This window comes from Pedobacter sp. 22226 (genome assembly GCF_052045455.1).
GTDB classification, from domain to species: domain Bacteria; phylum Bacteroidota; class Bacteroidia; order Sphingobacteriales; family Sphingobacteriaceae; genus Pedobacter; species Pedobacter jeongneungensis.
This window is the reverse complement of record NZ_JBQEPB010000011.1, coordinates 54,904-75,416: the sequence shown is the minus strand read 5'-3', so window position 1 is coordinate 75,416 and position 20,513 is coordinate 54,904. Positions and strand designations below refer to the sequence as shown.

At 38.7% G+C, this 20,513-nt stretch carries 18 protein-coding genes; 12 read left to right on the top strand and 6 right to left on the bottom strand.

The genetic code is table 11. The features are described from left to right. Positions 1–95 precede the first annotated feature (95 nt). The 9 genes from ACTJKC_RS22335 to ACTJKC_RS22295 all read left to right on the top strand — a co-directional run bounded on the left by ACTJKC_RS22335 (position 96) and on the right by ACTJKC_RS22295 (position 7,411). The gene (locus ACTJKC_RS22335; protein WP_344849889.1) at positions 96–527 is read left to right on the top strand and encodes a DUF2147 domain-containing protein; all 432 of its coding nucleotides are present in this window, start codon (positions 96–98) and stop codon (positions 525–527) included. Between the two features lie 6 nt (positions 528–533). Further along, a complete protein-coding gene (locus ACTJKC_RS22330) occupies positions 534–1,553 on the top strand; it encodes a WD40/YVTN/BNR-like repeat-containing protein (RefSeq protein WP_440795461.1) in 1,020 nt (339 codons plus the stop codon). Positions 1,554–1,692: 139 nt separating this feature from the next. Then, positions 1,693–2,508 (top strand): TerC family protein, encoded by an 816-nt coding sequence (locus ACTJKC_RS22325; RefSeq protein WP_344849892.1) that lies wholly within the window; start codon positions 1,693–1,695, stop codon positions 2,506–2,508. A 104-nt stretch (positions 2,509–2,612) separates the two neighbouring features. After that, positions 2,613–3,317: an HAD family hydrolase gene (locus tag ACTJKC_RS22320; RefSeq protein ID WP_440795459.1), complete on the top strand. Its 705-nt coding sequence runs from the start codon at positions 2,613–2,615 to the stop codon at positions 3,315–3,317. Continuing rightward, a complete protein-coding gene (locus tag ACTJKC_RS22315) occupies positions 3,304–4,140 on the top strand; it encodes a phosphoribosyltransferase family protein (RefSeq protein WP_440795457.1) in 837 nt (278 codons plus the stop codon). Before ACTJKC_RS22320 ends, ACTJKC_RS22315 begins: the two co-directional genes overlap by 14 nt. A 1-nt stretch (position 4,141) precedes the next feature. Next, entirely contained in the window at positions 4,142–4,696 is a 555-nt protein-coding gene (locus tag ACTJKC_RS22310) for a TerD family protein (RefSeq protein ID WP_344849898.1), read from the top strand. Between the two features lie 4 nt (positions 4,697–4,700). Continuing rightward, positions 4,701–5,315, top strand: a complete 615-nt coding sequence (locus ACTJKC_RS22305) for a TerD family protein (RefSeq protein ID WP_344849900.1) — start codon at positions 4,701–4,703, stop codon at positions 5,313–5,315. Positions 5,316–5,342: 27 nt separating this feature from the next. Next, a complete protein-coding gene (locus ACTJKC_RS22300; RefSeq protein ID WP_440795454.1) occupies positions 5,343–6,440 on the top strand; it encodes a toxic anion resistance protein in 1,098 nt (365 codons plus the stop codon). A gap of 8 nt (positions 6,441–6,448) precedes the next feature. Next, the gene (locus tag ACTJKC_RS22295) at positions 6,449–7,411 is read left to right on the top strand and encodes a hypothetical protein (protein ID WP_440795452.1); all 963 of its coding nucleotides are present in this window, start codon (positions 6,449–6,451) and stop codon (positions 7,409–7,411) included. A 1,023-nt stretch (positions 7,412–8,434) separates the two neighbouring features. Here ACTJKC_RS22295 and ACTJKC_RS22290 read toward each other — a convergent pair. From ACTJKC_RS22290 to ACTJKC_RS22280, 3 genes are all read right to left on the bottom strand, one after another. Continuing rightward, on the bottom strand, positions 8,435–9,298 hold the full coding sequence (locus ACTJKC_RS22290; protein WP_440795450.1) for a dienelactone hydrolase family protein: 864 nt from the start codon (positions 9,296–9,298) through the stop codon (positions 8,435–8,437). A gap of 61 nt (positions 9,299–9,359) precedes the next feature. Then, a complete protein-coding gene (locus ACTJKC_RS22285) occupies positions 9,360–10,361 on the bottom strand; it encodes a phosphotransferase enzyme family protein (RefSeq protein WP_440795448.1) in 1,002 nt (333 codons plus the stop codon). Positions 10,362–10,370: 9 nt separating this feature from the next. Then, positions 10,371–11,120 (bottom strand): peroxiredoxin family protein, encoded by a 750-nt coding sequence (locus tag ACTJKC_RS22280; protein ID WP_440795446.1) that lies wholly within the window; start codon positions 11,118–11,120, stop codon positions 10,371–10,373. A 107-nt stretch (positions 11,121–11,227) separates the two neighbouring features. Between ACTJKC_RS22280 and ACTJKC_RS22275 the strand changes: the two genes are divergently transcribed. Then, on the top strand, positions 11,228–11,821 hold the full coding sequence (locus tag ACTJKC_RS22275) for a 2OG-Fe(II) oxygenase (RefSeq protein ID WP_440795444.1): 594 nt from the start codon (positions 11,228–11,230) through the stop codon (positions 11,819–11,821). Positions 11,822–11,824: 3 nt separating this feature from the next. On the opposite strand, the gene ACTJKC_RS22270 is transcribed toward ACTJKC_RS22275, so the two are convergent. Together ACTJKC_RS22270 and ACTJKC_RS22265 are read right to left on the bottom strand one after the other, a co-directional pair. Beyond that, the gene (locus ACTJKC_RS22270) at positions 11,825–12,550 is read right to left on the bottom strand and encodes a LytR/AlgR family response regulator transcription factor (protein WP_440795442.1); all 726 of its coding nucleotides are present in this window, start codon (positions 12,548–12,550) and stop codon (positions 11,825–11,827) included. Continuing rightward, positions 12,547–14,043 (bottom strand): sensor histidine kinase, encoded by a 1,497-nt coding sequence (locus tag ACTJKC_RS22265; protein ID WP_440795440.1) that lies wholly within the window; start codon positions 14,041–14,043, stop codon positions 12,547–12,549. Before ACTJKC_RS22265 ends, ACTJKC_RS22270 begins: the two co-directional genes overlap by 4 nt. 246 nt (positions 14,044–14,289) lie before the next feature. On the opposite strand from ACTJKC_RS22265, the gene ACTJKC_RS22260 reads away from it, so the two are divergent. After that, complete coding sequence (locus ACTJKC_RS22260) at positions 14,290–15,201, top strand: ABC transporter ATP-binding protein (RefSeq protein WP_440795438.1); 912 nt, start codon at positions 14,290–14,292, stop codon at positions 15,199–15,201. Continuing rightward, positions 15,198–18,719, top strand: coding sequence for a M1 family aminopeptidase (locus ACTJKC_RS22255; protein WP_440795436.1), 3,522 nt, complete (start codon positions 15,198–15,200; stop codon positions 18,717–18,719). The genes ACTJKC_RS22260 and ACTJKC_RS22255 overlap by 4 nt, the downstream gene beginning before the upstream one ends. Positions 18,720–19,550: 831 nt before the next feature. On the opposite strand, the gene ACTJKC_RS22250 is transcribed toward ACTJKC_RS22255, so the two are convergent. Continuing rightward, positions 19,551–20,492, bottom strand: coding sequence for a helix-turn-helix domain-containing protein (locus tag ACTJKC_RS22250; RefSeq protein WP_344849919.1), 942 nt, complete (start codon positions 20,490–20,492; stop codon positions 19,551–19,553). Positions 20,493–20,513: the final 21 nt, after the last annotated feature.

The following is a 20,513-nucleotide window of genomic DNA, read 5'->3' as shown; positions in this document are numbered from 1 at the left end:
GTTTTAAAAAACTTTCTCATACTTTTTCTCTTTATTTAGTGTTTCGGTATAAGGTGTAATTCATTATCTTTAAAAACTAACTAGAAATAAAAAATATGAGAAAGCTACCATTTTTAATGCTGCTCTTTGTAGCGGTATCATTTTCTGCCTTTGCGCAGAACAAAGATGCCATTGTAGGCAAATGGCTTAATCCATCAGGAGAGGGACAAATAGAAATTTACAAAAAAGGCGATAAATTTTACGGGAAACTGGCCTGGATTAAAGAGCCAAACATTAACGGAAAACCTAAATTAGACGTTAAAAACCCAAATGAAAACCTGCAGAAGCGTGCTTTGTTAAACCTTGAAATACTTAAGGATTTTAAATACGATGACGGCAAATGGACCGATGGGACCATCTACGATCCAAAAAGCGGTAAAACCTACAGCTGTAACATGACCTTAAAAAGTGCTGATGTATTAAACATCCGCGGTTATGTGGGTATTTCACTATTGGGCCGATCGGAAACTTTTAGACGAGTTAAATAACAATCAATGAAGAAATTAATATGGTGCCTTTTAATGGCACCTTTTTTTTGCGCTGCGCAGTCGTACGTTGTTAAACCCTTAAATGAGGCTGCCAAAACCAGTTTAAGGGGTTTAAGTGTGGTAACCGATCAGGTGGTGTGGGTAAGTGGCAGCAACGGCTCAATTGGTAAAACAACCGATGGCGGCAAAACCTGGACCTGGGTAAAACCTAAAGGATATGAGAAAATCGATTTCAGGGATATAGAAGCTTTTGATGATCAACAGGCCGTTATTGTGGGGATTGCTTCGCCGGCATATATCTTAAAAACCGTTGACGGAGGCCAAACCTGGAAAGAAACCTATAAAAATGTAGATTCTGCCATATTTTTAGATGGAGTTAGTTTTTGGGATAAAAACAGAGGAATTATTTTCGGCGATCCTATCAATGATAAACTTCAACTCCTGAAAACAGTTAATGCCGGTAAAACCTGGCAGGATATTTCTGCAAATTTAAAAACAAGTTTAGCCAAAGGCGAAGCGAGTTTTGCAGCCAGTGGCACCACGATAAAAACATTACCAGGGGGCAAAACATGGATTGCAACAGGCGGAACAGTATCAAATATTTATTTTTCACCTGATTATGGACAAACCTGGCAAATATTTAAATGCCCTATTTTACAGGGCGAAAATAGCACAGGTCCTTTCTCTATCGATTTTTTGAATAATAAAAATGGTGTAACGGTTGGCGGAAACTATGTAAAAGATAAAGAAAATGCCAATAACATCTTGTTAACCAGCGACGGTGGTAAAACCTGGCAAAAGCCAAATACACCAGTTTTTGGTTTTCGTTCGGGAGTAACCTACATCAATGCCAAAACATTGGTTGCAACCGGTACATCTGGCACAGATATCTCGACCGATGGCGGCCAAAACTGGAAACACATTTCTGATAAGAGTTTTAATGCTGTTCAAAAAGCAAAAAAAGGTAAACTAGTTATACTGGCAGGAGATAAAGGTGTAATTTATCAGTTAGATGCCACCAACTAATATTTGGCGCCAATACGTAACAATTCTAACAATTGTCATTCTAACAATAAAACAATAACATAAATAAACAGCAGAAATGATAAAATTTTGTTTCTTTGTTATGAAAACTAAAACTTTAATTTAAAAATACACACGCTCAATGGATTTTCTGCACACAATTTTAGGTGATGATATACAGGCCGGATTATTAATTATTTTAAACCTGATTGTAATCGAAAGTTTGCTCTCGGTTGATAATGCTGCGGTTTTGGCTACCATGGTAATGGATTTGCCAAAGAACCAGCGCGATAAAGCATTAAAATACGGAATTATCGGTGCATACGTTTTTAGGGGTATCTGTTTGTTCCTTGCGGCGTGGCTGGTAAAAATCTGGTGGTTAAAACCACTTGGCGGTTTATATCTGTTATACCTCGCATTCGATTATTTCAGAAAAAAGAACAGTAAAAACAACGAGGAAGAAGAGGAAGTAGATAAAAGCAAAAGCTGGATCTATAAATCTACAGTGGGTTTAGTCGGTACTTTTTGGGCAACCGTTGCTTTGGTAGAAGTAATGGACCTTGCCTTCTCTATCGATAACGTTTTTGCTGCGGTAGCCTTTACCGATCACATCTGGTTAATTTATATTGGTGTTTTTATCGGTATTCTGGCCATGCGTTTTGTGGCACAGGCTTTCGTGAAATTAATGGAGAAATTCACCTTTTTAGAAACAGTGGCTTTCATCGTAATTGGTGTTTTGGGGATTAAACTTACCTCGTCGTTATTTACGCATTTCTATCCAGAGTCACCCATTTCTCATGCTATAGAAGGCGAAAAAACAGATCTTTTTGTATCTATTTTTACCGTAGCCATTTTCATTTTGCCGGTATTAAGTTCTTTATTGTTCAACTATCCCAAAAAACATAAAAGCGATATTATCATTTCGGATGATGCCGAAGATGTATTGGATAAATCTTAATTGTAAGGCTTATCTGTGATAAATCTTACAATCAAACCTTCCTGATATTAGAATCAAATTTTGTAATATTAGGATTTAATAAATAGATTAGGAAACAGGGACAAATGGCTTTTTACAAACATTATTCATTCGATCTTTGGTTAACGCTGATTAAATCCAATCCAACGTACAAACAGGAAAGGGTACAGTACTTTTACCGGAATTTTAATGGCAAACATAAATCTGTTGAAGAAATAGCGGTTATTTTCCGCCAGGTTGATTTAATGGTAAATGCCATTAATGAAAAAGCCGGTAAAAATGTAGATGCCGACGAGATGTACCTCATGATCATTAGCATGATCAATGATTACGATTACAGTTTCCGTGATGTAGACCTGCAGTTGCTTGATCAGGATATGGAAGAAATCGTATTTGCCCATATGCCAAAGCTTTATTGTAATGACTGTTTAGATGTGCTGGCAAAAATTAAGGACTCGGGCAAAAGTTCTACCAATATTTTGAGCAACACCGGTTTTATTAAAGGCAAAACCCTCAAAAAAGTCATCAACCATTTAGGAATCGGTCAGTATATCGATTTTCAGCTTTATTCGGATGAAGTACGGATGTCTAAACCCAGCAGCGGATTTTTTCAGCTGATGCTGGATACGATCGACCGAACAAAACATCCTGATTTGTTGTTAAGCGATGTAATCCACATTGGCGATAACCCGTATGCTGATGTGCGCGGGGCCGAAGCCATGGGGATCAACAGTATGCTCATCAATTCAAACCATCTATCTATCTCAAACCTACTCTATGATACCGTATAGTTATTCACTCCACAAAATCGACAACACAACCGATTTCGGTTTTAGTGCCGATGATTACAGCCGCTTTAAGTTTGGCGATGATTTAGTAGCCCGATCATTTGGTAAGGCCCTTGCCGATGGTTTCATCCGCTATTACCTGGTTGATAACCTGATTAGCGACCAGATTGTGGTCATTTCGAGCCCTTACAGCTTTATACCTACGGCAACTTTTGCCATGAAAAATTATTTCGTGAGTCAGCTTAACCGCTGGCTGGTCGAAAATGGCGGTTTGGCTGTGCAGGAAACAAAAGTACACCGTACCATTACCTATAAGGAAGATTATGGCGAATTAAGTGCAGAAGAAAGGCTTTCACTCATCGGAAATGATTCTTTCCATATCGATAAGGATTTTCTGACCGGAAAAACGCTTTTGTTTCTGGATGATATTAAAATTACCGGAAGTCATGAGCGCATGATTTTAAAAATGGCGAAAGAATATGGCCTCAGCAACGAAATGCATATGCTTTACTTTGCCGAACTGGTAAACAAAAATATCCACCCCAACGTAGAAAACTTTCTGAATTACCATCAGATCAAGTCTATTTTCGATCTCGAAGAAATTATAGACGGTGGAAATTTCTGTTTCAATACCCGTATTGTAAAATACATTTTAAACAGTACTTCGAGCAGTTTTACCATATTTTTAGAACGCAGAAGTGCCGATTTTATTAATCAGCTTTACGACCTTTCGCTGGGTAATAATTACCATACCATAGAGGCGTATTCGAAAAATTTACATCTTATCAAAGACTATATCAAAAACAACAATTATAAATTAATTTAATATGGCTATTAATTTGCAAAAGGGGCAGAGAGAAAATATCAGTGCTCCTAAATTTACAATAGGTTTAGGTTGGGATACCAACAGCTCTTCTACAGGTTCTGCATTCGATTTAGATGCTTCGATTTTTATATTAAACGATCAGAGAAAATTAGTTTCTGACGAAAATTTTGTTTTCTATAATAACCTGGTTTCTCCGGATGGCGCTGTAGAACATACCGGCGATAATTTAACAGGCGATGGTGATGGCGATGACGAACAAATTAAAATCGATCTGACCAAAATTGATGCTAAAGTAAGCGAAATCTGCATTGTAGTAACCATTCACGAAGCAGAAAGCAGAAGACAAAACTTCGGTCAGGTAAGAAATTCTTTCATCCGTATTTTTGATGCCGTAACCAACGAAGTGATTTTAAAGTACGAACTGGAAGAAGATTTTTCTATCGAAACCGCTGTAGAATTCGGAAGGATTTACAAACGCGAAAATCAATGGAAATTTGAGGCAGTAGGCGTAGGCATGAAAGGTGGTTTACAGGATTATTTAAACAAATATCAATAATATTATGGCAATCAATCTTCAAAAAGGACAGCGCATCAGTCTTGAAAAAAGCAATGGTAGCAAACTGCAGAATGTATGCGTGGGCATTAACTGGGGCGCTATCGAAAAGAAAGGCCTTTTCGGTTTCGGATCTTCAAAAGAGGCTGTAGATTTAGATGCAAGTTGTGCTTTGTACAACGAAAACAAGCAGCTTTTAGAAGTGGTTTACTTTGGTAACCTGAAATCTAAAAACGGATCGGTAAAACACAGTGGCGACGATTTAACAGGCGATATGGGGGGGGATGATGGCCTGGACAATGAAATTATTACCCTTGATTTTTCAATGTTGGATGCCAGCGTAAGTTACGTAGCCTTTGTGTTGAACAGTTTTAGAGGGCACGATTTCGGTACCATTCCGTTTGCATCTATCCGCATTTACGAGGGTACAACCAAACGTGTAAATGAAGTTTTTGCTAAATATGATATTGCCAACGGATCTAACTTTGCAGGTCACGTATCGATGGTAATGGGTGTTTTTTATAAGAAAAACGGCGAATGGAAATTTAATGCCATCGGCGAGCCTACCAAAGATAGAAAACTGGAAGATACCGTTAAAACCGTAACCCAACATTATTTATAAGCTGCAAAGCCGATCATATAATCAACTATGGAAACCAACCCAAATCTTCCCCAGGCGCTTACACCAGTTAAACTGGATAAAGACGGGAATGTTGACCTCGAAAAAATAACAAACGAGGAAACTGCTAAATATCAGGAAATTGGAAAATCGCTCGAACCATCAGATGTTAATTCGATCCTGAATTACGGAAGCGATGCCCAGAATTCAATGGAGAAATACAGTAACGAATTTTTATCGTCTGTACGTACCTATAACAGTGGCGAAGTTGGCGGTTTAATTAACGAACTGCTTACCGAACTCAATTATATCGACGTATCTGAACTCGAACAGAGCGGTTTTAAGAGTTTTATCTCTAAAATCCCTTTTTTAAAGAGTTTAGTGGTTGATGTGAAAAAACTTTTTCAGAAATATGATGTGGTGGTGAACAATATCGATAAAATCACCAACAAAATTAAAGCCGGAAGGTTAAATTCAATTAAAGATAACAGCTCACTGCAAACCATGTTCGACAGCAATGTGGGATACATCCACCAGATGGAAGAACTCATTATTGCAGGTCAACTGAAATATAACGAACTGAATATCAAACTGGCCGAAATGGAAGGCAGGCCTGCCGATTATCAGGATTATGAAATTGCCGATTTAAGGGATTTCATCAGCCGTTTGGATAAGCGACTGGCCGATATGAAGATTGTACGTTTTATTATGTTACAATCTTTGGCGCAGATTCGTGTGGTGCAGAACAACAATACTTCGATTGCAGAAAAAGCCCAGTCGATTGTTTCTACAACCATTCCGGTGTGGAAAAACCAGCTAACCATTGCGGTTGCTTTACAAAGGCAAAAAGCCAATGTAGAGATGCAAAAGAAAATTTCGGATACCACGAATACCATTTTGCAGAAAAATGCTGAAATGTTAAAGCAGAACAGTATTGATGTGGCCAAAGAAAATGAAAAAACTGTGGTATCTTTGGAAACCCTGAAACGTACCACATCATCATTGATTGAAACGCTTAATGAGGTGAAACAGATCCATGAGGCTGGTGCACAAAGCAGACGTGTGTTGGATGGCGAACTTAAAACTCTGGAAGCAGAGTTAAAAAAGAACGTTACGAGGGTGAATTAAATTAACCTATGGATGAATACCGTTTAAATATTATCAAAAAATCAAGCGCAGAGATCAACCGTTTACAGTTGCTCTCTGTGTTTTTTGATGATGAAGTGATTTATAAAATTTACTTACGGAGCCAGGTTATTCATCAGCTTTTTGCCAATAATGAAGAACTGGAGATCGAAAAACTCGATCTTTTTCACCTTCAGTTTACCGATAGTGTAATCGAACTGCTCAGAAAGATTAAAAAGAGCAACGAAAAAAATGTATCGCTTATTTATGATGAGATCGATCTTAACGAAGAACTGATAGACCGTATGGCTGGAACGCTGGTTGATCAGAAAAGTTTTCAGCAGGATAAGCAAAAGCAATCGCTTAAAGTAAACCTGTCGCTGCGGAAACTTTTTAGTGTCCTTTCTGATCTGAGTACAGATTTTCCTTTCTCTAAAAATATTAACGTTTTCAGTTCTAAATACGCCAACGATTTTTATTTCGATTTAACCACCGGTCAGTTTGCACAGTTGATTAATTTTCAGGATAAACAGGTGTACACCAATGTTTATGCTACAATTGAGAAAAAACTGATGGGGAAATTGTGTAAGTACGATTTTCGTACAGAATTTTACATCGGTTTAAAATCTGGTGAGCAGGTTATCGAAGTTTATAAATTTTTGGAAACAGACAGCCATTATCTCTTTTTTCCAAGTAGAAATCTCTTCCTGTTCTGTGATTTAACGGTTTTGAAAGATCTGGACACTTCTACCAATCTCTCCGAAAAAGGGAAGATTATGCAGGAGCTTCAGTATAAAAACGATAAGCTGAAAAGCAATGCAGCGGTGTTAAAAACCGCCATTCCACACGAGGTTCTCAGTTTACTGGAAGATAGTTACCATAAAATATCGGATATCAATTTCTTAAACCACCTCAATAATTTCGATGTTCAATCGAATATTTTGAAGACCATGTTGAATACGGATTTGTTTTAAGGTTGGTTTATACATTGATCTATAGCGATCGTCATTTCGACTGTAGCATGCCGATTTTTCATCGGCAGCGAAACGGAGAAATCTAACTCGAGATAGATTTCTCGGCTACGTTGCACTTCGCTCGAAATGACGGGACGAGTGGGCGCTCCGCTCGAAATGACGGCACTAAAGGAACTTCATTTTAGTTCATAATTACTACAAAAATCGTCATTTCGACTGTAGCGTGCCGATTTTTCATCGGCAGCGAAACGGAGAAATCTGACTCGAGATAGATTTCTCGACTACGCTGCACTTCGCTCGAAATGACGGGACGAGTGGGCGCTCCGCTCGAAATGACGGAACTAAAGGAACTTCATTTTAGTTAATAAATTACTACAAAAATCGTCATTTCGACTGAAGCTTACCGATTTTTCATCGGTAGCGAAACGGAGAAATCTGACTCGAGATAGATTTCCCGGCTACGCTGCACTTCGCTCGAAATGACGGCACTAAAGGCACCTCGTTCTAGTTGAATCATTACTACAAAATCGTCATTTCGACTGTAGCGTGCCGATTTTTCATCGGCAGCGAAACGGAGAAATCTAACAGATAGATTTCTCGGCTGCGTTGCACTTCGCTCGAAATGACGGGACGAGTGGGCACTCCGCTCGAAATGACGGAACTAAAGGAACTTCATTTTAGTCGATAAATTACTATAAGAATCTTCATTTCGACTGTAGCGTGCCGATTTTTCATCGGCAGCGGAATGGAGAAATAACTCGAGATAGATTTCTCGACTACGTTGCACTTCGCTCGAAATGACGGGACGAGTGGGCGCTCCGCTCGAAATGACGGCACTAAAGAACTTCATTTTAGTTGATAATTACTGCAAAAATCGTCATTTCGACTGTAGCGTGCCGATTTTTCATCGGTAGCGGAATGGAGAAATCTGACTCGAGATAGATTTCTCGACTACGTTGCACTTCGCTCGAAATGACAGGACGAGTGGACGTTCCGATCGAAATGATACTGAGACACGAAAACCTACCTCGTTAACACCGCTAATTTCTGTTTAAACAAATCAATGGTTCTGCTCCAGGCCAGTTTTGCAGTTGCTTCATTGTATCTGGTAGGAGAGGTATTGTTGTTAAACGCATGGTTCACTCCATCATAGATGTAAAGTTTATAATCAATTTTATTTTCTTTTAAAGCCTGCTCGTAGGCTGGTATTCCGGCGTTAATACGCTCATCCAAACCACCATAATGCAACATTATACTGGCTTTAATTTTTGGAACATCGGCGGCGTTGGGCTGTGCACCATAATAAGCAACAGCTACCTGTAGTTTCGGGTCGTTAACGGCCAGTTTATTAGCCATTCCACCGCCCCAGCAAAAGCCAACACAACCTACTTTTCCGTTTCCATCTTTACGGTTGCGTAAATAATCCAATCCTTTTAAATAATTCTGCAGGTTTTTCTCCGGATCCAGCTTCCCAATTAGCTCGCGGCCTTTATCTTCATCGGCAGGCGTTCCACCCAATGGCGAAAGTGCATCAACTCCCAGGGCAATAAAACCTTTGGCGGCAAAACGTTTGGTTACATCAATAATATGCGGGTTTAATCCACGGTTTTCATGGATCACCAACACACATCCTAAATTCTTTTTGCCTTTGGGCTTTGCCAGTACAGCTTTTATTTCGCCATCAACACCCTGATAGGTAATATTTTCAACCTCAATGTCATCGCTGCTAAACCCGGCCGCTGCCGCGTAGTTATTTTCCAGCATGGGTAAAATAGTCATAGCCAATGCCGTGCTGCCGGCCAGTACGGCCAGCTTTTTCATAAAATCTTTTCTACCGATATTGCTATGGGTGTACTCATCGTACAGGTTGATTATTTTCTGGTCCATCTTATTGATTTTGATTTATTTACAAGATAAAAAGAGCTGGTGATATTTGATACAGCGTTGCCTAAAAGTTACAATACAGTTCTTCCCATTTTTTGATCAGCTCCACTCGGTGTTTCGTATAGCGCGGCGTTAAAAAAGCATTCGACCAGTCATCGTAATTATCGTAAAAGAATTTGAGGAAGAAAATATGAAAGGTGATGCCCAGATAAGGAATGGCCTTTAATTCATCTTCGGTTAAGGGCCTTACTTCCTGATAAGCCTTTAAAAAAGTACCGAAATCTTTTTCCGCCTGTTCTTTAGTAATCAGGTTATTGAGCTGGTGGAAGAAATAATGATTCAGGAAGGTCATCAAATCATTAATGAGGTAACCTTCACCCGCAAAATCGAAATCAAAAAAAGTAATTTTTCCGTTTTCATCGAAGTGGAAATTCTTGGGGAAGAAATCGTAATGGCAGTAACCATAACTAAAGGTTGAAGTATTAAAATCATCGAATTTTTTGACCACTTTATCTGCAATATTGCGTAAGTATTCGAATTCCTCAGGCATTTCATTAAAATGAGGTTTCAAATCTCTTAAAGGTTCGAACAAGGTTGTTTCAAAATTGAATTCGGGCCTTGGATTGTTTAGCTTTACCGATGAAGTGGTTTGATGCAATTTGGCAATATCTTGCCCTAGTTGTATCAGGTATTTATCTTCCAGATCCAAAATTACCTTTCCTTTTGCAAAAGAAAACAATATGCCGTTTCTTAAACCTTCAGCTGCATTAAACTGCTGGATCTGATTTCCCTCCACATCTGCTATCGGATAAGAAACCGAATTTCCATTCTCCTTTAAAATATTGAGTAATTCTACCTCTGCTTCAATTTCATTGCGTTTCCGGTGTGCATCACGGTAAATTTTGAAGATGTATTTCTCATTTTCGTTTTCAAGAATATAAGTATCGCTTACATTCCTGATGAGCAACCTGCAGGTTGTAGCAGAATTTAACTGATAAGCTTTAATCAGATAATCTTTTAAAGCAGCGGCAGATAAGGTGGAGTATTGTGCGGGAAAGGTATTCATTTAATTAATTTATCTGCCCAAAGCGGCATTAATGGCTGTTTTAAGATCTGGAATGGTTAGCCTCGAGCTACCCACAACGGCATATTTAATGATCTGTTTCTTATCCGAAACAATATATACCGGATAACGCGTAAGTTGGTAGGCATCAGAAACGGCCCTTCCAGAACTGATTAATTCGGCATTACGTAAAGGTTGTTCTTTTAATTTTTTAAGGGCCACATCGTTATTATCGGTTGTGATGGCTAAAACTAACAAATCTTTTGGGTCGCCCAGTTCCTTGATGAAAGTACTTATCTCGGCAAAGTTTTCAGTACAGGTACTGCAGCTGGCATACCAATATATTTGTACGATTACCTTATTCTCTAATTTATTCTGTTCGTAAAATGCAGTCAGGGGTGCTATATCCAGTTTTTTGCCTTCATAAATATAAGGAGTTTTAACCTTTGTATTTTCCCTGATGATTGAGGTGAATCTGTTAATTTCCTCTTCTGTCGATTTGGTAACTACCATTTTCTGTGGCAGCGTTCTGTCGGTGCTTGGTACCAGCTTATACCAACCGGTACGAAACATTTTATCATACTGATAATAGCGCAGCGCTTTCCCTTTTTCATCATAATATACCTGGTTGGTATCTGTTTTAGGGATCATACTGGCCTTCAGGCTTATTATTGCGCTTGTTGTACGTACTGTTTTTATGCTATCCTGTGCCCGCAAATAAAAACAGGCCAAAAGCAGTGAGAGTGTTATCAGATATTTCATAGGATTTGGTTTTGACATGCAATTTAACATTTAGTTTTAAACTTAACCATTAATTAAGACTACCTTACCAGCCTTAGGCATACTGTTTTAAGATTTAAACCAATCTGTTGGAAAAAATATTTGATTGCCTTATCAATAGTTTTATCGAAGATAAAGTTGGGATTGCGGAAAACTTTTTAAGCATCCCGTTGGCTGCCCACCTTAAAGAAAACCTGATCGCCCTGTTTGAAAACAAGAAACTTTTAAATGCAGGAATAGGGAATAATGCGGTTATTAATCAGGACAAACTGATCCGTAGTGATGTGATTTACTGGCTCGATAGAAAGCATAATAATCAATATGAAAATGATTTTTTCGATCTGATGGACGAGTTCGTGATTTATTTAAACCGTACCTGTTATACGGGAATAACGGGTTACGAGTTTCATTATACCCTTTACGAAGCGGGTACTTTTTACAAAAAGCATATCGATCAGTTTCAAAACAATGGAAGCCGGCAATATTCGATGGTTATGTATTTAAATGCAGGTTGGAAAGCAGAAGATGGCGGAGAGTTACGCATTTATCATACGGATGATGAACAGAATATTTCACCTGATAACGGGAAAAGTGTTTTCTTTAAAAGTTCTGATCTGGCACATGAGGTACTGCTCACCAATACACCGCGGATGAGCATTACAGGCTGGTTGAAAATCGGTTAAAAACTAATTCTCAATATGGAGAAGTTGTTTGATAATGCCTTTAAAGTTTTTACCAATAGGCACCTCCTGACCGTTTTTAAGCACAAGGGTATTGCCCTCGAGATAATCGACGTATTTTTTGTTCAAGATAAAAGATTTATGGATGCGGATAAAAACGGATGGCAATTGCTCCTCAAAACTGCCTAACGTTCGTGGCGTAAGTAAGAATTCTTTGTCTTTCCAAACTTTTACATAATTGCCCAGGCTTTCCAAAAACTGTATTTCTTCGATATTGATCAGAATATACTTCTTATCTACTTTTAGTGAAATTTGTTGATCGGTTTTATTAGTTGCTTTTTCTGTATCAGCAGTATTAATAGTCTGTTTATGGAGTTGTTGGAACTCTAAAGCTCTGTTAACAGCTTTTAAAAATCGATCGAGCCTGAAGGGTTTTAAAAGGTAATCGCAAACAGCCAGATCAAAACTTTCTAAAGCATATTCTTCGTAGGCCGAAGTAATAATTACAAGAGGTTTGTGCTGCAACGTCCTTAAAAAATCCAGACCGTTTAGCTTTGGCATCCTGATATCAAGGAAGATCAGATCTACCTGTTGCCTGCTCAAAAAATCCAACGCTTCTGTAGCACGATAACAATGCCCGACTATGGTAATGAAAGGGATTTCTTTTGCATATTCGGTTATTACGCCATGTGCAAGCGGTTCATCATCTACAATTAAGCAACGCAAGCTCATGTTAGCTGGAGTTTAAGTTCTGCTTTAAAGATATTACCAATTGTGCTTATTTGCAATGTAAAATGGTTTGGATAGAGCAGTTCCAGCCTTTTTCTCAGGTTACCTAGTCCGATTCCTTTGGTTTTGTGTATTTCTTCCTGGTCGAAAGAATTTTCACAGGTAAATATGAGGCTATGGTGATCGCTAACTAACGAAAGTTTTAACGTCGCTGCATCTTCTGCAGGCTCAATACCATGTTTAAAAGCATTTTCGATAAACACGATGAAGAGAAGCGGGGCGATATCGATCTGATCATTATCAATATGTTTATGAAACTCAAAATGTAATGTTTTTCGTAAACGGATCTGTTGCAATTGAATGTAATCTTCAATATAATCCACTTCCTGCGAAAGTTTAACCGTTTTTTCCTGTCCTTTGTAAATGGCATAGCGCATTAATTCTGATAATTGCAGGATGCTTTCAGGAGTTTTCTCCGATTTCTGCAGACTTAATGCATAGAGGTTGTTCAGGGTATTAAAAAAGAAATGCGGATTGAGCTGCTGTTTTAATAAATCGAGTTTAGTTTGCGATTTTTCTTTTTCCAATGCTAAAATTTTATTGTTCTGTTTTCCCCACTGCAGCGCCAAAACTACGGGCAAACTGATGAGCATAATGACGAAGGCACCGAAAGCATTTTCGAGCTCGAAAGGATTGGCCACGAATATACTCCGCCCAAAAACTGTATTAATGGGCAGTGAAATTAATATTTGTGCCAATAATGGATACAATATGGCAATCGTAGCAGACAGTGTTAAGAGATAAATTAGAAGGCCTTTTTCTTTAAGGATTTTTGAAACCAGAAACCTGCTGTTGATGAAGAAAAGCAGGTATCCGCAGAGGTACATGATCAGAAATTGTGAAAAGAAAGCCAGAAAAGTGCCGAAATTATGCAGGAGCATTTTGATATCAAATTCAAAACCCACCAAACGGAAACCTTTTCTTTGATAAATGGGGTTTTCTAAACTCGATACCGCCATCACTGAAATGGTTGCGGCAAGCAAAATGATGGTAATCAATACTGCATTCTCCAGACCGATTTTCTTAATCCATTTAATATGCTGCACTTTTTTCTGGTAATATTGATTGGCAATCAACATCAGTTCGAGTGTTTGTGCAGCCAAAGCTGTTGAAATAAAAACGGAGCTATCCAGTTCGCCGATTTTTAGATTAGATGCAATATCTGTAAAAACAGGTAAGATGATGAAGTAGCAGATGCCCAGGTAAATGGCATATCGTTTTTTATTTAAGGTTTGTTTTAATCTGGATTTAATGAAAGAGAAGATGAGTACAGGCAATAAACAAAAGCCCAAAGCCAAAATGCAGCTCACATAAGTTGACCAAATGCTGGTTGATAAGGAGTAGGTATTAAATATGGCAATCCATAACAAAAGTCCAACATTGATGAAGAAATCCTGGTATTTATAACTGAAGTTTAAGCTTTTGGTATTGAGCATTTCTTTGTTTTAATCTTCTGTCACTGTGGTCTGGTCTGCGTCGCCGTGGTCTGTATCCCTACAGATCACTTTTTCTTTTTTAAAATTAAGAAACTTTGGATGTTGCTTAAAATATAGATGATGAAAGGCCTGTTTTTCATGATGAAAGCAATATCAGGTCTGTAATTTCCCTTCATCATCATTTCACCTTCCTTCGTCACTTAAATTTAACAGACCGGTTTAAGCTATATAATTTGCACCCATCTTATGTTAGAAAATATGGTACGGCTTAAAATACAACAACTTACAAAAACATATCAGAACGGGGTGAAAGCCCTTGATGATATTACATTGAATATTGCTAACGGTATGTTTGGTTTATTGGGACCAAATGGCGCCGGTAAATCATCGCTGATGCGCACGCTCGCTACCTTACAGTTACCAGATGCAGGGCAAATTTTATTCGACGGGAATGATGTACTGCAAAATCCGCAGGAGATGCGGAATAAACTGGGTTATCTGCCACAGGATTTTGGCGTTTATCCTAAAATTTCGGCTTTAGATCTCTTAAACCACTTAGCGGTTTTAAAAGGCCTGCAAAACAAGAATGAGCGAAAAGAGCAGGTGCTTTCACTTTTACAACAAAGCAACCTCTTCGAAGTAAGGAAAAGATCAGTAGGTACTTTCTCTGGCGGCATGCGTCAGCGTTTTGGCATTGCACAAGCTTTATTGGGCAACCCGCAACTGATTATTGTAGATGAACCTACTGCAGGTCTCGATCCGCAGGAGCGGAACCGTTTTCATGACCTGTTGAGCGAAATCGGTGCCGACCGGGTGGTGATTCTATCCACTCATATTGTTGAAGATGTAAACGATCTTTGTCCTGAAATGGCTGTAATGGCCGGTGGCAAGCTGATTTTACAGGGCAAACCGGCAGGTTTAACGCAGAAACTGGATGGAAAGATCTGGCGTAAGGTAATTGAAAAAGCTGATCTGCCACATTATGCTACACTTTATAGTGTGATTTCGACTAAAATTATATCAGGTAAATTAAATCTGTTTGTATTAGCTGATCAAAGCCCGGCTGAAGGTTTTAATTCGGTTTATCCAGGTTTGGAAGAGGTTTATTTTTCTTCATTATTCGGTTCAGCAAATCAGAATCTGGAGGCAAAGCTATGATCAGTAATTTACTTAAATTCGAACTCAAATATCATTTCGGGCAGGTGTCTTATAAAGTTGCTGCACTTTTGTTTTTTATATTGGGTTATTTCTGTGTGGTTCAGGGTGGTTTTGGTTCGGTAGAGGTACATAAAAATTCGCCTTATGTAATCACCAATATCACGGCATTACTTTCGCTGTTTTCCATATTTTCGGGTACCATATTTAGTGCGAATGTGGTGTTAAGGGATGCGATGTACCGGATGGAAGCGGTTATTTTTACTACATCAATAAACAAACTAACATATTTTGGGGTAAGGTTTCTGGGTTTATTCCTGGCTGTTTTCAGTTTGTATATCCTTGTTGCGGTTGGGATTTTTACAGGATCTTTTTTTATCGATGCAGATCGTTTAGGCCCCTTAAATATTTCCTGTTTCTTACAGCCACTTTTCATTTTCGTGCTGCCCAATGTATTATTTGCTACCGGAACATTATTTTGTACGGCTTTATTAAGCAAAAGTGTCAGATCCATATATGTGGCTGGTGTGCTGATTTACATTTTATACATGCTCGCATCAATATTCGGCAACTCACCCTTACTGGCTACTTCTACCATGAAAGCCGGTACACCCGATGTTTTGCCTTTATTACTAGATCCTTTTGCACTTGCTTCATTTTTCGGCGAAACCAGAACCTGGACCAATCTGCAACGCAATCAACAGTTATTCCCTTTAACAGGAACATTTCTATTCAACAGGGTGTTGTGGATCTGCATCACCGCTTTAATCACTATAATTTCTTACAGGCTCTTCAACTTCCGATCGCAGCGCGAACGGAAGTTGAAGGTAAAAACAGTTAAATCAGAGCAGGTAGCATTTATTCCATATCGCGTTTTGCCGGTTTCATCAAATGGTTTAAGCTATTATTTAGCTACTTTAAAAACACAATTTAAGCTCGAAATCATTTTCCTTTTTAAAAATATCCCCATTATGGTGATGCTTTTATTATGGGTGTTTTTGTACGGGGTCGAATTAAAAGATCAGCTGTTCAGCGGTATTTATGGCATCCACAGTTATCCCGCAACCGGTATAATCATCGAAGAAATGCGTTCCATGAAATTCGGATTGATCCTGATCCTGTTTTACGCTGCAGAAAGCATCAGCAGGGAAAAATCAGTCAATATCCATGCTTTAATTTATAGTACACCCGTTCAAAATTCGGCCATGTGGATGGCGAAATGTGGAAGTCTTTTCCTGCTGGTATTTACGCTGGTTACCTTAAATATTGGGATTGGCATTGTTCTGCAGGTTACACACGGTTATTTCCACATCGAATTGCCCCTGTATTTAACTTTATACTATTATAGTGCATTGCCGATGCTGCTTTTTGTGGTGCTGATCATGTTTATCCAGAATTTAAGCAGCAACAAATACCTGGGCATGGTATTAAGCATGATAATGATGTTTTTGATTTCGTATGCTGAAAGGTTTGGCATTGAGCATTATCTGCTCCGTTTTGCTACAGTGCCCGACCTGCTGCATTCCTACTTCAACGGTTTTGGTTATTATGCCCATGCATTTAACTGGTACATGTTATATTGGTCGGCTTTCGCCGTTATTATTGCTGTTTTAACCATCGGAATGTGGCAAAATATGGTTGAAATAAAGGCCGGTAACCGGTTTAAATCCATTGTTAAAACATTTAAGCAACACAATTGGATCGCCATTTCTGCATTGCTGATCTGGATTTCCGCTGCTGCGTTCATTTACCATCAAACTAATATTATCGGAAAATATCAGAATAAAGATGCACAACTGGAATGGCGTTTAACTTATGAAAAGAAATATAAAGCATGGGTAAATTTGCCCCAACCGGTTATCAAATCGGTCAAAACGAAGGTAGATTTATATCCAAATGAAGGAAAATACATTGTAACCGGCACTTATCTGCTGAAAAATGAAACAAAATTGCCTGTTTCTAAAATCTGGACTTATATTAATCCTGAAGTAACTTCTTTTTCTGTAAACATGATTGGTGGCCAAAACAACAAAAGGGATGAACGCTTTGGTCAGCAGTTTATCATGCTAAAAACACCCTTAAAACCGAATGAAGAGATCAAAATGAATTTTTCTGTTGAAGTGATCCGATTTGGTTTTACCACTTTTGATAGCGAAAATTCGATTGTAAAAAACGGAACCTATATCGAACTGGAAAAATTTGTGCCCCATTTTGGTTACTGTTATAATTTTGAAAGTGATAATAAGCTGGAGCGTAAAAAAGCAGGTTTGCCCGAAATTGCTACACCTCCTGCCTACAATCGCACTTACGAATTAATTGATTTAGAAACCACCATTTCTACCGAAGCCGATCAAAAAGTGATTACTGCTGGTGAGTTGCAAAAAGAATGGGTTTCGGAAAAACGCAGATATTTTAAATATAAAACAGTTCAACCAATCAATTTTATGTTTGCATTGAGCAGTGCAAGATATGCAGTTAAAGAAGAAAAACATAAAGATGTAAATCTGCGTATTTATTATCAGCGAGGGCAGGAGTATAACCTTAAAGGTATGTTTAATGGGGTGAAAGATGCTTTGGATTATGGCGGTACAAACTTTGCAGCATATCCTTCAAATCAATTTACCATCGCCGAAATTCCACAATACAAAGGGGCGGCAACGGCTTACCCGGGTGTGGTTTTTAGTGCAGAGCGTATTAATTTTTTAGGAGATTATAGCCAAAGGAGTGCCATTAATCAAAGTTATGCTATTGCCGCTCACGAAACTGCGCACCAATGGTGGGCCAATAAGCTGTCGCCAATGGATGGACCAGGTTATGCCATGCTTACCGAAGCACTGGCTAAATACACCGAAAATGTGCTGATTGAAAAGCGGTTTGGTAAAATGTACCTGCGCAAATACCTTGCTTATGATAATAACCTCTATTTTTTGAACCGGAACAACAGCGAAAAAGAATTGCCACTGGTTACAACCTTAGATCAGCCTTATGTGCACTATCAGAAAGGTGGATTGATCATGTACGCAATAAAAGAATTGATAGGCGAAAAGCAGTTTAATGCAGTACTGCGGCAACTGATTGCAGATCACGAATATCCGAAGCCGAAAGCAACACCAGCCGACTTTGTAAATGCGTTGTTAAAGCAGGCTTCAGCTGAGCAAAAAAAGTTTATAAACGATTGTTTTAACCAGGTGGTAACTTACGATTTAGGCATTAAAATGCTTGCTTGTGAAACCTTAAAAAATGGTAAATATAAAATAGATTTAGAAATAGCTGCCGAAAGGTTAAGTGATGGCAATAAACAATCGCCTGATCTGGAAATAGATTTGGCCTGTTTTAACCAGCTGGAAAAGGATTGGGATGTAAAAACGAAACCGGTTTATTTTGGGAAGTATCACATCAGGCAGAAAAGAACTAAAATTTCAATTATTGCCGATCGTAAACCAAAAACGGTAGCTGTTGATCCTTATGGATATTTATTGGATGAGGATAGGAGTGATCATGTTGCTGTGGTGAAACAATAGGATTGTTATTTCTAGCGTAATTCCTTAGTTCCGTCATTTCGAGCGGAACGCAGCGTAGCCGAGAAATCTAATTAGATAGATTTCTCCGTTTCGCTACCGGTGAAAAACCGGTACGCTTCAGTTGAAATGACGATTTTACTAATGGTTTTATCTAAAGTCTAATTTCTCTAGTTTCGTCATTTCGAGCGGAGTGCAGCGTAGTCGAGAAATCTGTTTTGATAGATTTCTCCGTTTCGCTACCGGTGAAGAACCGATACGCCTCAGTCGAAATGACGATTTTACTAGTGGTTTTATTTAAAGTCTAATTCACTAGTCTCGTCATTTCGAGCGTAGCCGAGAAATCTGTTTCGATAGATTTCTCCGTTTCGCTACCGGTGAAGAACCGGTGCGCTTCAGTCGAAATGACGATTTTACTTATAGATTCTTCGTAAGTATATTTTTATTAGTTTCGTCATTTCGAGCGTAGCCGAGAAATCTGTTTGATAGATTTCTCCGTTTCGCTACCGGTGAAGAACCGGTACGCTTCAGTCGAAATGACGATTGCTCCAGATAGATTTCTCCATTTCGCTACCGGTGAAAAACTGGTACGCTTCAGTCGAAATGACGATTTTACTAATGGTTTTATCTAAAGTCTAATTCACTAGTCTCGTCATTTCGAGCGTAGCCGAGAAATCTGTTTGATAGATTTCTCCGTTTCGCTACTGGTGAAGAACCAGTGCGCTTCAGTCGAAAGGACGATTGCTCCAGATAGATTTCTCCGTTTCGCTACCGGTGAAGAACCGGTGCGCTTCAGTCGAAATGACGGCAAAAGTCAGTCTAAATGACGATTACTCAATTTGCCCTAAAGCCCTTTGGCGTACACTGCATCTGGCGTTTGAAAAATATATTAAAATTAGCCGGATATTCGAAACCCAGGCAGTAAGCAATTTGTGCAATGTTCCACTCCGTATGTTTTAATAAAGCAACGGCTTCTGTTGCAATTCTTTTCGAAATATGCTCTGAAGTAGTTTTACCGGTTACTTCCTTCACCGCATGGTTAAGGTGGTTTACATGTACCAGTAACCTGCAGGCAAAATCATGAGCAGTTTTTAACTCTAAAATATGCTCGGTAGAACCAATCGGGAACTGCCTTTCCAACAGTTCAAGAAACAATGCGGTTAAACGTGCAGATGCATTGTTCTGTTTAAATAAAATATCCTGAGGTTTAACTTTTAATGCTTCATGCACGATCAGTTGCACATAATTCCTCAGCAGATCATACTTATGGATGTAATCGCCATCCATTTCTTTCATCATTTTGCAGAAAATATCCCTTAAAGTTAATTCCTGATCCTCATCAATATGAATCACCGGACTATCGTTTATGCGCCACAATAACGAATCGCGAAGGGTTTCGTTGCGGTTATGGATAAAATTTTCGGTAAAAAGACAGAAAAAACCAGCAGGTTTTGGCGAAGTGCTTTCCCACGAATACGGAATATTCGGGTTGGTAAACAGCAATGCCCGCCCTTTTATTTCTATATCTGCATCAGCATAATGTAAAATCCCATTGCCAATAATTAACGAAATTTTATAAAAATCCCTGCGACTAAAAGCAGAGGGGATATTGGTACAAACCACACTTCTGTTAAAAACATTAAAGTGCCCAATGTCATTAATCATCCCCAGGCTTGGCGTAGGGATTTCTGGCCGGGTAATTTTTAGCCTATTATAAAAATCCTCTAAAGTTTCCTTTTTTTGAAGCGTAGAAAGCTCTTGGTTTTTTGATAACATAATTAATCCTTAGTCACGTAA

Coding starts and splice junctions, on each gene's coding strand:
- ACTJKC_RS22335 (WP_344849889.1), top strand. CDS start 96: ATGAGAAAGCTACCATTTTTAATGCTGCTCTTTGTAGCGGTATCATTT.
- ACTJKC_RS22330 (WP_440795461.1), top strand. CDS start 534: ATGAAGAAATTAATATGGTGCCTTTTAATGGCACCTTTTTTTTGCGCT.
- ACTJKC_RS22325 (WP_344849892.1), top strand. CDS start 1,693: ATGGATTTTCTGCACACAATTTTAGGTGATGATATACAGGCCGGATTA.
- ACTJKC_RS22320 (WP_440795459.1), top strand. CDS start 2,613: ATGGCTTTTTACAAACATTATTCATTCGATCTTTGGTTAACGCTGATT.
- ACTJKC_RS22315 (WP_440795457.1), top strand. CDS start 3,304: ATGATACCGTATAGTTATTCACTCCACAAAATCGACAACACAACCGAT.
- ACTJKC_RS22310 (WP_344849898.1), top strand. CDS start 4,142: ATGGCTATTAATTTGCAAAAGGGGCAGAGAGAAAATATCAGTGCTCCT.
- ACTJKC_RS22305 (WP_344849900.1), top strand. CDS start 4,701: ATGGCAATCAATCTTCAAAAAGGACAGCGCATCAGTCTTGAAAAAAGC.
- ACTJKC_RS22300 (WP_440795454.1), top strand. CDS start 5,343: ATGGAAACCAACCCAAATCTTCCCCAGGCGCTTACACCAGTTAAACTG.
- ACTJKC_RS22295 (WP_440795452.1), top strand. CDS start 6,449: ATGGATGAATACCGTTTAAATATTATCAAAAAATCAAGCGCAGAGATC.
- ACTJKC_RS22290 (WP_440795450.1), bottom strand. CDS start 9,298: ATGGACCAGAAAATAATCAACCTGTACGATGAGTACACCCATAGCAAT.
- ACTJKC_RS22285 (WP_440795448.1), bottom strand. CDS start 10,361: ATGAATACCTTTCCCGCACAATACTCCACCTTATCTGCCGCTGCTTTA.
- ACTJKC_RS22280 (WP_440795446.1), bottom strand. CDS start 11,120: ATGAAATATCTGATAACACTCTCACTGCTTTTGGCCTGTTTTTATTTG.
- ACTJKC_RS22270 (WP_440795442.1), bottom strand. CDS start 12,550: ATGAGCTTGCGTTGCTTAATTGTAGATGATGAACCGCTTGCACATGGC.
- ACTJKC_RS22265 (WP_440795440.1), bottom strand. CDS start 14,043: ATGCTCAATACCAAAAGCTTAAACTTCAGTTATAAATACCAGGATTTC.
- ACTJKC_RS22260 (WP_440795438.1), top strand. CDS start 14,290: ATGTTAGAAAATATGGTACGGCTTAAAATACAACAACTTACAAAAACA.
- ACTJKC_RS22255 (WP_440795436.1), top strand. CDS start 15,198: ATGATCAGTAATTTACTTAAATTCGAACTCAAATATCATTTCGGGCAG.
- ACTJKC_RS22250 (WP_344849919.1), bottom strand. CDS start 20,492: ATGTTATCAAAAAACCAAGAGCTTTCTACGCTTCAAAAAAAGGAAACT.